Annotated in this window: 14 protein-coding genes; 8 read left to right on the forward strand and 6 right to left on the reverse strand. The window is 72.7% G+C overall.

The features are described from left to right. Positions 1 to 75: 75 nt before the first annotated feature. Positions 76 to 306 (reverse strand): DUF3263 domain-containing protein, encoded by a 231-nt coding sequence (locus ACIGEZ_RS30735; RefSeq protein WP_399837558.1) that lies wholly within the window; start codon positions 304 to 306, stop codon positions 76 to 78. 10 nt (positions 307 to 316) lie between these two features. Further along, positions 317 to 1,591 carry an extracellular solute-binding protein gene (locus ACIGEZ_RS30740; RefSeq protein ID WP_399837561.1) on the reverse strand — a complete coding sequence of 425 codons (1,275 nt, stop codon included), beginning with the start codon at positions 1,589 to 1,591 and terminating at the stop codon, positions 317 to 319. Between the two features lie 227 nt (positions 1,592 to 1,818). Here ACIGEZ_RS30740 and ACIGEZ_RS30745 point away from each other — a divergent pair, with 227 nt between their 5' ends. The 5 genes from ACIGEZ_RS30745 to ACIGEZ_RS30765 all read left to right on the forward strand — a co-directional run bounded on the left by ACIGEZ_RS30745 (position 1,819) and on the right by ACIGEZ_RS30765 (position 6,905). Beyond that, on the forward strand, positions 1,819 to 2,715 hold the full coding sequence (locus ACIGEZ_RS30745; protein WP_399837564.1) for an SIS domain-containing protein: 897 nt from the start codon (positions 1,819 to 1,821) through the stop codon (positions 2,713 to 2,715). A 117-nt stretch (positions 2,716 to 2,832) separates the two neighbouring features. Beyond that, on the forward strand, positions 2,833 to 3,789 hold the full coding sequence (locus ACIGEZ_RS30750; protein WP_399837567.1) for an ROK family protein: 957 nt from the start codon (positions 2,833 to 2,835) through the stop codon (positions 3,787 to 3,789). Beyond that, positions 3,789 to 4,931, forward strand: coding sequence for an N-acetylglucosamine-6-phosphate deacetylase (gene nagA, locus ACIGEZ_RS30755; protein ID WP_399837569.1), 1,143 nt, complete (start codon positions 3,789 to 3,791; stop codon positions 4,929 to 4,931). The genes ACIGEZ_RS30750 and nagA overlap by 1 nt, the downstream gene beginning before the upstream one ends. Positions 4,932 to 5,066: 135 nt before the next feature. Next, positions 5,067 to 6,005: a 1-phosphofructokinase family hexose kinase gene (locus ACIGEZ_RS30760; protein WP_399837572.1), complete on the forward strand. Its 939-nt coding sequence runs from the start codon at positions 5,067 to 5,069 to the stop codon at positions 6,003 to 6,005. Between the two features lie 54 nt (positions 6,006 to 6,059). Then, positions 6,060 to 6,905 (forward strand): ketose-bisphosphate aldolase, encoded by an 846-nt coding sequence (locus tag ACIGEZ_RS30765; protein ID WP_399837575.1) that lies wholly within the window; start codon positions 6,060 to 6,062, stop codon positions 6,903 to 6,905. Positions 6,906 to 6,985: 80 nt separating this feature from the next. Here ACIGEZ_RS30765 and ACIGEZ_RS30770 read toward each other — a convergent pair whose 3' ends face one another. Together ACIGEZ_RS30770 and cdgB are read right to left on the reverse strand one after the other, a co-directional pair. After that, positions 6,986 to 7,954: a CBM35 domain-containing protein gene (locus ACIGEZ_RS30770; protein ID WP_399837579.1), complete on the reverse strand. Its 969-nt coding sequence runs from the start codon at positions 7,952 to 7,954 to the stop codon at positions 6,986 to 6,988. A 131-nt stretch (positions 7,955 to 8,085) separates the two neighbouring features. Next, on the reverse strand, positions 8,086 to 9,723 hold the full coding sequence (cdgB, locus tag ACIGEZ_RS30775; protein WP_399837581.1) for a diguanylate cyclase CdgB: 1,638 nt from the start codon (positions 9,721 to 9,723) through the stop codon (positions 8,086 to 8,088). A 292-nt stretch (positions 9,724 to 10,015) separates the two neighbouring features. Here cdgB and ACIGEZ_RS30780 point away from each other — a divergent pair, with 292 nt between their 5' ends. Continuing rightward, positions 10,016 to 10,567 (forward strand): flavin reductase family protein, encoded by a 552-nt coding sequence (locus ACIGEZ_RS30780; protein ID WP_399837583.1) that lies wholly within the window; start codon positions 10,016 to 10,018, stop codon positions 10,565 to 10,567. Between the two features lie 79 nt (positions 10,568 to 10,646). Here the strand turns inward: ACIGEZ_RS30780 and arfB are convergent, their stop codons facing one another. After that, on the reverse strand, positions 10,647 to 11,084 hold the full coding sequence (gene arfB, locus ACIGEZ_RS30785; RefSeq protein ID WP_399837586.1) for an alternative ribosome rescue aminoacyl-tRNA hydrolase ArfB: 438 nt from the start codon (positions 11,082 to 11,084) through the stop codon (positions 10,647 to 10,649). A 135-nt stretch (positions 11,085 to 11,219) separates the two neighbouring features. Here arfB and ACIGEZ_RS30790 point away from each other — a divergent pair, with 135 nt between their 5' ends. Further along, positions 11,220 to 11,795 (forward strand): TerD family protein, encoded by a 576-nt coding sequence (locus ACIGEZ_RS30790; RefSeq protein WP_399837588.1) that lies wholly within the window; start codon positions 11,220 to 11,222, stop codon positions 11,793 to 11,795. 112 nt (positions 11,796 to 11,907) lie between these two features. Next, on the forward strand, positions 11,908 to 12,420 hold the full coding sequence (locus ACIGEZ_RS30795; RefSeq protein ID WP_399837591.1) for a GNAT family N-acetyltransferase: 513 nt from the start codon (positions 11,908 to 11,910) through the stop codon (positions 12,418 to 12,420). 7 nt (positions 12,421 to 12,427) lie between these two features. On the opposite strand, the gene ACIGEZ_RS30800 is transcribed toward ACIGEZ_RS30795, so the two are convergent. Next, positions 12,428 to 13,825 carry a M1 family metallopeptidase gene (locus tag ACIGEZ_RS30800; RefSeq protein ID WP_399837593.1) on the reverse strand — a complete coding sequence of 466 codons (1,398 nt, stop codon included), beginning with the start codon at positions 13,823 to 13,825 and terminating at the stop codon, positions 12,428 to 12,430. Positions 13,826 to 13,872 lie beyond the last annotated feature (47 nt).

A 13,872-nucleotide genomic window follows, 5' to 3' on the forward strand; every position in this document is an offset into this window, starting at 1 on the left:
CGACCCTACCGAGGGTTGCCGTCCGCGTCAGCGGCGCGATCCGCGCAGGTGCGCCCCCCTGAGGCCTTGGCGAACTCAGCGGCGCTGTTCCTTCTCCGCCCGCACCCTGCGCAGCCGGTTGACCGTGACCGGGTCGTGGGCCAGGGCGCGCGGGTCGTCGAGCAGGGCGTTGAGCAGCTGGTAGTAGCGGGTCGCGGAGAGGCCGAGCTGTTCGCGGACGGCCCGCTCCTTGGCGCCCGGGCCCGGCCAGGAGCGGCGCTCCAGCGCCAGGACGGCCTGCTCGCGCTCCCCGAGTTCACTGGTCATACAGACCAACTTATTCGGCGTTCTCCGCCACCGTCGCCTCGCGGGCGATCCGGCCGAGGACCTCGGCGGGCTTGGCGCCCGGTTCGACCGCCTTGCCGATGCTCTTCTTGATGGTGCCGCTGACCTGCGCCCAGGACGTCTTGCCGACCGGGGGCAGCTGCGAGTCGGGCAGCGCCTGGAGGAACTCGCGGAGGGCCGCGTGCTCCGGCTCGGACTCCATACGCGCGGAGGCGGTGACGGTGGCGGGCAGCAGGTCGTTGTCGCCGGCGAACTTCAGCACGTTCTCGTCGCTGAAGGCGAAGTCGAGGAACGCGCCGATCTCCTTGCGGTGGCCGTTCTGCCTGAAGCCCATGATCCAGTCGGCGACGCCCATGGTGGCCCTGGCCTTGCCGTCCACGCCGGGGAGGGCGATCTTGCCGACCTTGACGCCCTTCTTCTCGGCCTCCTGCATCAGCGACGGGTGGCCGTTGAGCATGCCGACCTCGCCGCGCGCGAAGGCGGCGAAGGCGTCCTTGCGGTTGAGCTTGCCGGGGGCGACCGGGCCGGTGAGGCCCTCGGCGACGAGGTGGGTCCGCAGCCACTCGAAGGTGCGGATGTTCGCCTCGGAGTCGATCTTGTAGTGGTCGGTCGCGTCGGTGTAGCCGTCACCGCCGCTGAGCAGCCACATCAGGGTCTCGGCCTGGGCCTCCTCGGGCCCGAGCGGCAGCGCGAAGGGGTAGGGGACGTCCTTCTTCTTCAGCTTCACGGCCGCCGCGGCGAGCTCGTCCCAGGTGGTCGGGGGCTCGTCGATGCCGGCCTTGTCGAAGAGTTCCTCGTTGAAGAAGAGCAGCCGGGTCGAGGCGACGAAGGGCAGCCCGTACTGGGTGCGCTTGTGCTCGCCGGCCGCGACGAGCGGGGCGAGGAAGTTGGCCTGGACGCGGATGGACAGGAGCTCGTCCGCGGCGTAGAGCTGGCCGGCGGCCGCGTAGTCGGCGTAGGCGCCGATCTGGGCGATGTCGGGGGCCTGGCCGGCCTTGACGAGCTCGGCGACCTTGCGGTCGACGTCGTTCCAGGACTCGATCTGGACCTGGACCTTGACCCCGGGATTCTGCGCTTCGAAGGCGGAGACGACGCCGGCCCAGTACTTCTTGGTGGAGTCGCCGCCGTTCAGGTCGTAGTCGGCGGCGATCAGCTTGAGGGTGACGTCGCCGGACTCGCCGCCGAGCGTGCCGCAGCCGGAGAGGGCGGTGGTCAGGCCGAGTGCGGAGGCCGCCGCGGCCAGTCCAAGAAATCGTCGCCGCTGCACAGCCTTAACCCACCCTTTGCTCGTCGTCGAGTCGAAGTCGAGCCGTAAGTTTCCCTCGCATTCACTCCGGAGGTCTACACCACTTCCATATCGCTTCTGCAACGCATTGCTGTACAGCACTGCGCACTGCTATGCACATGACTGCGCGCTTTTGGCAATTGCTTCCCTGAAACCTTTCTGGTCTGGACCAATAGGTCCATCGCACCCCGTAGGCAGGAGTCGCCCGCATGTCCCTCACCTCCGCAGAGATAGCCACCCAGCCCGCCGCCTGGCGCCGCGCGGTCGAGGCCGCCGCCGGATTCGAGGGGCTGCCGAAGCCCGGCGAGCGGGTCGCCGTCACCGGCTGCGGCACCTCCTGGTTCATGGCCATCGCGTACGCGGCGCTGCGCGAGGCGGCCGGCCTCGGCGAGACCGACGCCTTCGCGTCCTCCGAGTTCCCGGCCGGCCGCCCCTACGACCGGGTCGTCGCGATCACCCGCTCCGGTACCACCACCGAGGTCCTCGACCTGCTCACCGCCCTGCGCGGCCGGATCCCCACCACGGCGCTGACCGCCGACCCGAAGACCCCGGTCATGCCGGCCGCGGACGCGGTCGCCGTCCTGGACTGGGCGGACGAGGAGTCGGTCGTCCAGACCCGGTTCGCGACCACCGCCCTCGCCTTCCTGCGCGCCGGACTCGGTGAGCTGCCGGGCCTCAAGACGGTCGCCGAGGCCGCCGTCGACGCCGAGCTCGCCCTCACCGAGCCGCTGCCGGAGGACGTGCTCGCGGCCGAGCAGTGGACCTTCCTGGGGCGCGGCTGGACGTACGGGCTCGCGCTGGAGGCCGCCCTGAAGATGCGCGAGGCCGCGGGCGCGTGGACGGAGTCGTACCCGGCGATGGAGTACCGCCACGGCCCCATCGCCATCACCGCCCCCGGCCGCACCACCTGGGTGTTCGGCGCGCTCCCCGAGGGCCTGGCGGCGGATGTCGGCCGGGTCGGCGGCACCCTCGTGTCGCGGCCGGAAACCGACCCGCTCGCCGAGCTCGTACGCGCCCAGCGGCTCGCGGTCGCCCTCGCCGAGGCCCGCGGCCAGGACCCGGACCGCCCGCGGAACCTGACGCGGAGCGTGATCCTGGCGCCGTGACCGTCCCCGGAGCGTGATCCCGGCGCCACAGCAGCGGGCCGCCGTATTTGTATCCGACCGCAACAATCCTCCGCAGTGGACTAGACCTTTCGGGTCCCCACGGGCGAGACTGTCCCCGTGAGACACGTCATCGCCCTCGATGTGGGCGGCACCGGCATGAAGGCCGCCCTCGTCGGGGCGGACGGCACCCTGCTCCACGAGGCCCGTCGCGCCACCGGCCGCGACCGCGGACCCGAGGCCGTCGTCGAGACGATCCTCGGGTTCGCCGAGGAGCTGCGCGCCCTCGGCCAGGAGCGGTACGGCGAGCCCGCCGCGGCCGCCGGCGTCGCCGTGCCCGGAATCGTCGACGCCGCGAACGGCATCGCCGTCTACGCCGCCAACCTCGGCTGGCGCGACGTCCCCATGCGCGCCCTGCTCAGCGAGCGCCTCGGCGGCATCCCCGTCGCCCTCGGCCACGACGTCCGCACCGGCGGCCTCGCCGAAGGCCGGATCGGCGCGGGCAACGGCGCCGACCGCTTCCTCTTCGTGCCGCTCGGCACCGGCATCGCGGGCGCCATCGGCATCGGCGGCGAGATCGAGGCCGGCGCCCACGGCTACGCCGGCGAGATCGGCCACATCGTGGTCCGCCCCGGCGGCATCGAGTGCGGCTGCCGCCAGCGCGGCTGCCTGGAGCGGTACGCCTCCGCCTCCGCCGTCTCCCACGCCTGGGCCACCGCCTCCGGCGACCCCGACGCCGACGCCGCCGACTGTGCCAAGGCCGTCGAGTCCGGCGACCCCGCGGCCGTACGCGTCTGGCAGGAGGCCGTCGACGCCCTCGCCGACGGCCTCGTCACCGCACTCACCCTGCTGGACCCGCGCACCCTCATCATCGGTGGCGGTCTCGCCGAGGCGGGGGAAACCTTGTTCACACCCCTTCGGGCCGCCGTGGAGGAGCGCGTCACCTTCCAGAAGCTGCCCGCCATCGTCCCGGCGGCCCTCGGGGACACCGCCGGATGCCTGGGCGCGGGCCTCCTCGCCTGGGACCTGCTCGCCAGCTCACCCGACCGATCCGCCGACTCGGAGGTATCCGCCTGATGGCCGTTTCCACAGTTCTCGCCGGGGCGCGCGTAGTCCTGCCCACCGGGATCGTCGAGAACGGACGAGTGATCGTCGAGAACGGCCGCATCGCAGGGGCAGCGGAAGGGGCGCCCGCCCTCGACCTCACCGGCCACTGGCTCGTACCCGGCTTCGTCGACATCCACAACCACGGCGGCGGCGGCGCCTCCTTCACCTCCGGCACCGTCGACGAGATCCTCACCGGCGTCCGGACCCACCGGCTGCACGGCACGACCACCGTCGTCGCCTCCTTCGTCACCGGCGAGATGGACTACCTCACCCAGCGCGCCGGCCTGCTCTCCGAACTGGCCGAGCAGGGCGACATCGCCGGCATCCACTTCGAGGGCCCGTTCATCTCGCCGTGCCGCAAGGGCGCCCACGACGAGACGCTGCTGCGCGACCCCGAACCGGCCGAGGTGCGCAAGCTGATCGACGCGGCGCGCGGCAGGGCCAGCATGGTCACCCTCGCCACCGAGCTGCCCGGCGGCATCGACTCCGTACGGCTGCTCGCCGAGCACGGCGTGATCGCCGCCATCGGGCACACGGACGCGACGTACGAGCAGACGCGGGCCGCCATCGACGCGGGCGCCACCGTCGCCACCCACCTCTTCAACGCGATGCCCGGCCTCGGGCACCGCGCGCCCGGCCCGATCGCCGCGCTCCTGGAGGACGAGCGGATCACGGTCGAGCTCATCAACGACGGCACCCACCTGCACCCGGCCGCCCTGGAGCTCGCCTTCCACCACGCGGGCCCGGAGCGGGTCGCGTTCATCACCGACGCGATGGACGCCGCCGGCTTCGGCGACGGCCGCTACATGCTCGGCCCGCTGGAGGTCGAGGTGCGGGACGGCGTCGCGCGGCTCGTCGAGGGCGGCTCGATCGCCGGCTCGACGCTGACGCTCGACCGGGCGTTCAAGCGGGCGGCCACCATCGACAAGCTGCCCGTCGAGTCCGTCGTCCAGGCCATCTCCGCCAACCCGGCCAAGCTGCTCGGCGTGTACGACCGGGTGGGCTCGCTCGAACCCGGCAAGGACGCCGACATCGTCGTCCTCGACGAGAACTTCGAGCTCAAGGGCGTCATGCGCAAGGGCGCCTGGGTGGTTGAGCCCCAAGTGGGCTGATTTCTACTCAAGTTGTCTGAAGGCGGTTGGCCCAGGGTCTGGGCCAACCGCTTTCTGTTTGGCATGATCGGGCGCCGACGGCGGTGACGCGAGCCGGCCGGAGCTGACAGGCACGAGACGACGGGGGTGGGGCTGGTGATCCTCACGGTCACCCTCAACACGGCGCTGGACCTCACGTATCGCGTCCCCGCGCTTGTCCCGCACGCCTCGCACCGCATCACCCAGGTCATCGAACGCCCGGGTGGCAAGGGCCTCAACGTGGCCCGCGTGCTCGGCGCCCTCGGCCACGAGACGGTCGTCACCGGCTTCGCGGGCGGCGCGACCGGCGAGACGCTGCGCGCCCTCCTCGCCGCCACCACCGCCGGACAGCCGGTCCGCGACGAACTGGTCCCGATCGCCGGGCCGACCCGCCGCACCGTCGCGGTCGTCGACGCCGCGAGCGGCGACACCACGCAGCTCAACGAGCCGGGCCCGGCCATCGCCCCCGCCGAGTGGGCCGCGTTCACCGCCCGCTTCACCGAACTCCTCGCCGGCGCCCGGGCGGTGGCCCTCTGCGGCAGCCTGCCGCCCGGCATCCACGTCGGCGCGTACGCCGAACTCGTCCGGCTCGCCCGCCGCGCCGGCGTCCCGGTGCTCCTCGACACCAGCGGCGAACCGCTGCGCCGCGGCATCGCCGCCCGCCCCGACCTGGTCAAGCCCAACGCGCAGGAGCTGGCCCAGCTCACCGGCTCCCGCGAACCGCACCGCGCCACCCGCGACGCCCGCCGCCGCGGCGCCCACGCGGTCGTCACCTCGCTCGGCCCGGCCGGCCTGCTCGCCGCCACGCCGGAGGGCCTGTGGCAGGCAGCGCCGCCCGCCCCCGTCCAGGGCAACCCGACCGGTGCGGGCGACTCGGCCGTCGCCGCCCTGCTCGCCGGTCTGGTCGACGGCACCGACTGGCCCACCCGGCTGGCCCACGCCGTCGCCCTCTCCGCGGCGACCGTGCTGTCCCCGGTGGCCGGCGAGTTCGACGAGGCCGCGTACGAGTCCCTCCTGCCCCGGATCGCCATCCACGAGCCGGCTACAGCGGCGTAGCCGAGTCGCAGCAGTACGAACAGGCCCCGCAGGGCCACGGAATCGAGGAACGCAATGCCACTCGTCCGCACCGGCGACCTCATCACCGAAGCCCAGGCCGCCGGCCGGGGCCTCGCCGCCTTCAACGTCATCACCCTCGAACACGCCGAGGCCATCGCCGCGGGCGCCGAACGGGCCGACGCCCCCGCCGTGCTGCAGATATCCGAGAACGCCGTGAAGTTCCACGGCGGCCGGCTCTCCGCCGTCGCGGCCGCCGCGACCGCCGTCGCCCGCGCCTCCTCCGCGCCGCTCGCCCTCCACCTCGACCACGTCGAGTCCGTCGAACTGCTGCGCCAGGCGCACGTCGAGGGCTTCGGCAGCGTCATGTTCGACGCCAGCAGGCTGGGTTACGGCGAGAACGTCAAGGCCACCGCCGAGGCCGTCCGCTGGGGCCACGAGCGCGGGATCTGGATCGAGGCCGAGCTGGGCAAGGTCGGCGGCAAGGAGGGCGAGCCGCCGCTCGACGCCCACGCGCCGGGCGTCCGCACCGACCCCGCCGAGGCCGCCGCGTACGTCGCCGACACGGGTGTCGACGCGCTCGCCGTCGCCGTCGGCTCCTCCCACGCGATGACCGAACGCACCGCCGCCCTCGACCACACCCTGATCGCCGCCCTCAAGGCCGCCGTCCCCGTCCCGCTCGTGCTGCACGGCTCCTCCGGCGTCCCTGACGAGGAGATCCGGGCCGCGGTCGCTGCGGGCATGGTCAAGATCAACGTCGGCACGGCCCTGAACACGGCCTTCACCTGCGCCGTCCGCACCTACCTGACCGAGGACCCGACCTCCGTCGACCCGCGCAAGTACCTGCGCCCGGCCCGGGAGGCGATGACGGAGACGGTGGCGGGGTTCCTGGGGCTGCTGTGACGCCGGGGTGAGAACGCCGAGGGCCCCGGAGGTGTCACACCTCCGGGGCCCCGCCGCTCAGCGCCTCAGCCGCTGCTGCCTCAGCCGCTGAGCTTCGTCTTGCTGATCTTCAGCCAGTCGAAGACCGCGTCGCACTGGTTGCCCGCCTCGCACGACAGCTTGATCGTGTTCTGCCCCTGCTGGAGGGTGACCGGAGCCCAGGTGGTCTGCCAGTTCTTCTCCAGGTTCGGGTCCGTCGACGCGATGAAGTTCTTCAGCCCTATCGGGTTGGTGTTCGCCTTGTCGTTGACGGTCAGCGTCGCGTTCGCGTCCTTCGCCGGGATCGCGTACCGCACGTACAGGTAGTACTGCCCGGCCTCGGGCACGTCCGCCTGCCAGGTCACCGACGAGCCGAGCGCGTTGAACCCGTTCACGTACGCGCCGTCGGCGCCCTCCGCGCCCTTGATGTCCCTGGCGAGCGCCGCCGAACCACCCAGCTTCAGCGTCGCCGCGTCCTGCTGGGGCAGCTCCGCCGGGGGCTGCGACGAGGGGCTGGGGTCGACCGACGGGGACTCGGAGACCTGGGAGGGGGCGCCGGTCTGCTTGCCGCCCGCGCCGCCCGCGCTGTCGTTCTCGTCGCCGCCGTTGCTGATGACGGCCGCCGTGATGCCGATCACCACGACCGCGACGACCGAGACCGCGCCGATGAGCAGGCCCTTGGTGTTCGGGCCGCGCCCCGAGCCGCCGCCGTGCCCGGTGGGGGGCAGCGGGGACTGCCGGGTGGGGGCGCCGCCCGGGTAGGTCTCGGGGGCCGCGTACTGCGGGTGCGGCTGGCCGTACTGCTGCTGCTGCGGCACGTGGGGCTGCGCGTGGCCGCCGTACTGCCGCTCGCCGACCGTGCGGACCTGGTTGTACGAGGTGCGGGGCACGCCCGGCTGGGCCGCGGGACCCGGGTAGCCGTAGCCGCCGCCCTGGGGCGGCTGAGCACCTGCTGCCTGTCCGTCCGCGTACAGGTAGCCGAACGGATCGTCGTCCTCGGGCGTCTTCGCGCCGTCGTTCCCCGCAGCCATCCGGGTCACTCCTTTTCCCTGCTCGCCGGCCGTCGCCGACCGGCCGAGCCTACCTCGAACGGCCCTGTCGCCGATCCGGCGCTTTGTGTACGACCGGTGAACGTAGATCTCGGCAGGCGTTACGGCGCGGCTCAGCCGGCCCTGCGGTGGACCTTCGAGCGGGACCGCTTCTCGATGTACATCCGCTGGTCGGCGCTGTTCAGGACCTCTTCGACGGTCATGCCGCACTCGGCCCAGCCGATGCCGAAACTGGCACCGACCCGCACCGCCCGCCCGTCGACCCGGATCGGCGGAATGATCGCGTTGCGCAGCCGTACGGCGAGGTCGGCGGCGTCGGCCGAGCCCAGGCCGTCGGCGAGGACGACGAACTCGTCGCCGCCGAGCCTGGCGACGGTGTCCCCGTCCCGTACACCCGTGGTCAGGCGGCGGGCGACCTCGATGAGCACGGCGTCGCCGGTGTGGTGGCCGAAGCGGTCGTTGATCGACTTGAAGCCGTCGAGGTCGCAGAAGAGGACGGCGAGCCCCTTCGTCCCGTCGTCGATGTCGCCGCCGGTGGGGGCGACGGAGTGCACGTGGTGGTCGTACGGGCCGACGGCGCCGTCGACCGGCGAGAAGCCGAAGCCGTGCTCGTGCTCGTGGTCGTACGGCGGCTCGTACTCGTCGGCGGAGGCGCCGGAGCCGGCGAAGGGGCGCTCGCAGAGGCGGGCGGAGAGCCGGGAGCGGAGCTCGGCGCTGTTCGGCAGGCCGGTGAGGGCGTCGTGCGAGGCGCGGTGGGCGAGCTGCAGCTCGTGGCGCTTGCGCTCCTCGATGTCCTCGACGTGGGTGAGGAGGAAGCGGGGGCCGTCGGCGGTGTCGGCGACGACGGAGTTGCGCAGCGAGACCCAGACGTAGGTGCCGTCGCGGCGGCCGAGGCGCAGCTCGGCGCGGCCGCCCTCGGCGGAGGTGCGCAGCAGGGTGCCTATGTCCTCGGGGTGGACGAGGTCGGCGAAGGAGTAGCGGCGCATCACGGAGGCCGGGCGGCCGAGCAGCCGGCACAGGGCGTCGTTGGTACGGAGCAGGCGGCCGTGCTGGTCGCCGCCCATCTCGGCGATGGCCATGCCGGAGGGCGCGTACTCGAAGGCCTGCCGGAACGACTCCTCGCTGGCGCGCAGGGCCTGCTGCTCGCGCTCCAGGCGGACCAGGGCGCGCTGCATGTTGGAGCGGAGCCGGGCGTTGCTGATGGCGATGGCCGACTGGGAGGCGTACATCTGGAGGGCCTCGCGGCCCCAGGGGCCGGGGTGGCGTCCGTTGCGCGGCCGGTCGACGGAGATCACGCCGAGCAGCTCGCGGCCGGAGCCGGAGGCGTACATGGGGGCGTAGAGCCGGTCGTGGGGGTGCCACTCGTCTTCGAAGCGGGGCGCGGGGCCCTCGGTGTGCCACTGCGGGACGTCGTCCTCCATGAGCACCCAGCCCTCGGTGTGCGGTATGAACCGCAGGTCGCCCCAGGGCTCGCCCATGGAGAGCCGCCGCTCCCAGGAGGTGCGGGAGCCGACCCGGCCGGTGATCAGGGCTTCGGCTGCGGGGCTGCCGGCGAAGGCGGCGACGACCAGGTCGCCGTCGGGGCGCACGAGGTTGACGCAGGCCAGCTCATAGTTGAGCCCCGCGACGATGCCGTCGGCGACGGCCTGCAGGGTGTCCGCAAGGCTGCGGGCGGTGTTGAGGTCCGCCACGACCTGATGCAGCTGCCGCAGGGTCGCAAGACGGACGTACGGCTCCGACTCGGTCTCCATTGCTCGCTCTCCCCGAGACCTCGACAGCTAACTCCAGGGTTCTCATCGGCTTCGTACTGCACTGTCCCCGCCACTGAATCACAGCGAGCTGTGCACCCGGTACACAGGGTCAACAAATACTGCGCTCTGTGACTCAAGTCACAGAGCGGTGCGGAGGTTTCCGAACGGCGGGTGAACTGCGCGGAACGGTGGTTCGAACAGGCCCCCGAACGGGGTCCTAGGACCCGCGGGGGAACCCGGCTGGTCCCGGCGCCCGATGTAGGGGACTTCCCGCCCGGACTAGCGTGCGAGGGTGCTGCAACAGACCCCCACCCGCGACCTGGCCATCCCTCATGCTGAGGGGGTGAGCAACGACGAGTTCAAGGGCGCCATGTCCCGCCTGGCCGCGGGCGTGGTCCTGGTGACGGCGCACGACCCGGAGGACGGCCCGCACGGTGAGGACGTCGGCATGACCGCCACCGCCTTCCTCTCGGTCTCCCTCGACCCGCCGCTGGTCATGGTGAGCCTGCGCAACGGCTCGCGGATGGACGACCTGCTCGACGAGGTCCCGGTCTGGGCGGTCTCGCTGCTCTCCGAGAGCCAGCGCCACATCGCCGGCCGCTTCGCGATGAAGGGCCGCGTCAGCGACCGCCTGCTCTTCGCCGACCTCCCGTACACCCGCGGCCCGCACAGCAACGCGCCCCTGATGGGCGGCGCCCTGGCCACCCTGGAGTGCCGCACGGAGAACCGCGTCGTGGCCGGCGACCACACCCTGGTCGTGGCCCGCGTCCTGGCCGCGAACCTGCCGTCGGCGGAGGGCGGACCACTGACGTACTTCCGGGGGAAGTACCGGACGCTCGGCTGAGGGGCCACGGCGGGGCAGCGCCCCGGTGGGAGCACGGCGGGGCAGCGCCCCGGTGGGGGCCCGACGGGGTGAAGCCCCGTCAGCCCCAGTCGCGGCCCTGGCGGCCGCGCTTGGTGTCCGAGCGCTGCTTCTTCTCGCGCAGGCGCCGCTCGTTGATGCCGCGGGGGATCTTCGTCGCGCGGCGCGGCTTCGGCGGCGGGGCGGTGGCCTCGGCGAGGAGGGCGGTGAGGCGGACCGCGGCGGTCTCCCGGTTGCGCCACTGGGAGCGGTGCTCCGAGGCGCGGACCGTGACGACCCCGTTCACCAGCCGCCCGGCGAGCCGCTCCAGGGCCCGCTCCTTCCACACCGGAGGCAGCGCCTCGGTCGCCGCCAGGTCGAAGCGGAGCTCCACCTGCGAGTCGCTGGTGTTGACGTGCTGGCCACCCGGTCCCGACGACCGCGAGAAACGCCACATGAGCTCGGCCTCGGGCAGCGAGACGGAGCCGCGGATGAGATACGGACCGGACATGCCCCCCATCGTCCCCGGATCGCCACCCGCCCGTCATCCTGTTTTGGAACCGTCGCGCTTCCCCGCGCGTTATTGCGAGCGGGCGACGATCGAGTCGCCGCCCGCGCAGGACCCGAGAAGCAGGACCCGAGAAAGGGACTTCCCATGGCTGTAAGCCTCTCCAAGGGCGGCAACGTCTCCCTGACCAAGGAGGCCCCGGGCCTCACCGCCGTCACCGTGGGCCTCGGCTGGGACGTCCGTACGACCACGGGCACCGACTTCGACCTCGACGCCTCCGCCATCGGCGTCGACGCCGTGGGCAAGGTCGTCTCCGACGGCCACTTCGTCTTCTTCAACAACAAGTCCACGCCGGACCAGACCATCGTCCACACCGGTGACAACCGCACCGGCGAGGGCGGCGGCGACGACGAGCAGATCAACGTCAACCTGGCGGGCCTCCCGGCCGGCGTCGACAAGATCGTCTTCCCGGTCTCCATCTACGACGCGGTCAACCGCTCGCAGAACTTCGGCCAGGTCCGCAACGCGTACATCCGCATCGTCAACCAGGCCGGCGGCGCCGAGATCGCCCGCTACGACCTGTCGGAGGACGCGGCCGTCGAGACGGCCATGGTCTTCGGCGAGCTGTACCGCAACGGCGCGGAGTGGAAGTTCCGCGCGGTCGGCCAGGGTTACGCCTCCGGCCTGGAGGGCATCGCCCGCGACTTCGGCGTCAACCTCTGACCCGGCCCGTCGGCATGACGAGGAGCCCCGGCCGCGCCGCGCGCGCCGGGGCTCTCCCGCCTCCCGCGCCTTCGCCGTCGCGCAGACGGCCCCGCGCTCTACCCTTGCCCGCGTGATCGTCGAACCCCTGGCCGCCAAGGACCCCCGCGACCTGCCCGGCCCGCTGCTCACCGAGCTCACCGGGCTCTACGCATCGAACCAGGCCTTCCAGCAACTCAGCGGCGATTTCCCGGACCCCGGCGACATCCGGCCCGAGCAGGTCGCCGCCGCCCTCGCCGACGAGCTCGCCGAGCCGGGCGCCGAGGTGCTGCTGGCCCGGTCCGGCGGCCGCCTGGTCGCCGTCGCCGTCACCCTCGCGCACCACCCCGACCCGGCCGAACCGGACCCGTGGCTCGGCCTGTTGATGGTGCACGCCGCCGAACACCGGGCCGGCCACGGCCGCCGCCTCGCCGCGTACGTCGAGGACCGCTTCCGCGCCGCAGGCCGTACGGGACTCAGGCTCGCCGTCCTGGAGAACAACCCCGGGGCGCTCGCCTTCTGGACCTCCCTCGGCTACGAGGAGACCGCCCGCCGCCCGGACCTGGCCCACGGCCGCCCCTGCGTCGTGCTCCGCAAGCCGCTCTAGGCCGGCCCTAAGGCCGGGCGGGCTTCTCGTCCCCGTACAGCCACACGTCCCACAGCTCCTGAAGGTCCTCGCCCGCCACCGACTCCACGTACGCGGTGAAGTCCTCCGTCGTCGCGTTGCCGTACCGGTGCTTCGCCGGCCAGCCCGCCAGGATCTCGTAGAAGGCGTCGTCGCCGACCGCCTGCCGCACCTTGTGCAGCACCATCGCGCCACGCTGGTAGACGGGCGTGCCGAACAGGTCCTCGGCGGCCGGGGGGTCGGCGGGCGGGAAGGCCCAGGCGTCTTCGTCGGCGAAGGCCTTCTCGAAGCTCTTCTGCGCCGGGGTGTTCTCGAAGTCCTCCGCGTACAGCCATTCCGCGTACGTCGCGAAGCTCTCGTTCAGCCAGATGTCCTTCCAGGACGCCGGCGAGACGGAGTCGCCGTACCACTGGTGGGCCAGCTCGTGGACGAGGGTCGGGGTGTCGAAGGAGGAGAGCGGGAAGACGGGCCGGGTCTGGGTCTCGAGCGCGTAGCCGACGTCCCCGGGCCGCTCGACGATCGCCCCGGCCGCGGCGAAGGGGTACGGGCCGAAGTTCTCCGTCTCCCACTCCAGGATCTCGGGCAGCCGCGCGCGCAGGGCGGCGCTCTGTGGGGCGACGGTCGGGTCGGCGGCGGTCAGGACCGGGACCTTGCCCAGGGCGGTCGCGGTCGAGGTGTCGTACCGCCCGATCGCGAGGGTCGCGAGATAGCCGGCCATCGGTTCGGCCGTGTGCCAGACGGAGGTGGTGTGGCCGTCGGCGGTCTTCTTCTCCGAGGTGAGGACGCCGTTGGACAGCGCGCGCACTCCGGCGGGGACGGTGACGGTGATGTCGTACGCGGCCTTGTCGGCGGGGTGGTGGTTGCCCGGGAACCAGGCCATGGAGCCGGTCGGCTGGCCGAGCGCGAGGGCGCCGTCGGCGGTCTTCAGCCAGCCCTCCTTCGAACCGTCCGCGTCCGTGAGGGTCTGCGGCACGCCGCCGTAGGTGACCACGGCGCGGAACTCCGCCCCGTCGTCGATGTCCTCGCGCGGGCGCAGGGTCAGCTCGTTCCCGGCCCGGTTGACCGCGGCGGGCGCCCCGTCGACGGTCGCCTCGCTGACGGTGAGCCCGGCGAGGTCCAGGTTGAAGGCGCTGAGGTCCTGGGTGGCCTTCGCGGTGATCTCGGCCCGGCCGTCGAGGCGGCCGGTGGCGGGGTCGTAGGCGAGGGTGAGGGCGTAGTGGCCGACGTCGTAGCCGCCGTTGCCGAGCTTGGGGAAGTACGGGTCGCGCAGCCCGGCCGCTCCGGGCGTGCCCTTCACACCGCCGGAGCCGTCACCGGTGCAGCCGGCGACGAGCAGGGCGAGGGCGAAGGCCAGGGCTCCGGACCGAACGCGACGACGAGTGCTCACGAACCGATCCTAAGCACGCAGACGAAACGGCCGTGCGCACGAATCAG

Origin of the sequence: Streptomyces sp. NPDC085481 (assembly GCF_044541845.1) — a bacterium.
In the GTDB taxonomy this organism is placed as follows: Bacteria; Actinomycetota; Actinomycetes; order Streptomycetales; family Streptomycetaceae; genus Streptomyces.

What these genes read in the sequence shown, in the direction of transcription:
- ACIGEZ_RS30745 (WP_399837564.1), top strand. Translation starts at nt 1,819, where the DNA reads ATGTCCCTCACCTCCGCAGAGATAGCCACCCAGCCCGCCGCCTGGCGC.
- ACIGEZ_RS30765 (WP_399837575.1), top strand. Translation starts at nt 6,060, where the DNA reads ATGCCACTCGTCCGCACCGGCGACCTCATCACCGAAGCCCAGGCCGCC.
- ACIGEZ_RS30735 (WP_399837558.1), bottom strand. Translation starts at nt 306, where the DNA reads ATGACCAGTGAACTCGGGGAGCGCGAGCAGGCCGTCCTGGCGCTGGAG.
- ACIGEZ_RS30790 (WP_399837588.1), top strand. Translation starts at nt 11,220, where the DNA reads ATGGCTGTAAGCCTCTCCAAGGGCGGCAACGTCTCCCTGACCAAGGAG.
- arfB (WP_399837586.1), bottom strand. Translation starts at nt 11,084, where the DNA reads ATGGGGGGCATGTCCGGTCCGTATCTCATCCGCGGCTCCGTCTCGCTG.
- cdgB (WP_399837581.1), bottom strand. Translation starts at nt 9,723, where the DNA reads ATGGAGACCGAGTCGGAGCCGTACGTCCGTCTTGCGACCCTGCGGCAG.
- ACIGEZ_RS30770 (WP_399837579.1), bottom strand. Translation starts at nt 7,954, where the DNA reads ATGGCTGCGGGGAACGACGGCGCGAAGACGCCCGAGGACGACGATCCG.
- nagA (WP_399837569.1), top strand. Translation starts at nt 3,789, where the DNA reads ATGGCCGTTTCCACAGTTCTCGCCGGGGCGCGCGTAGTCCTGCCCACC.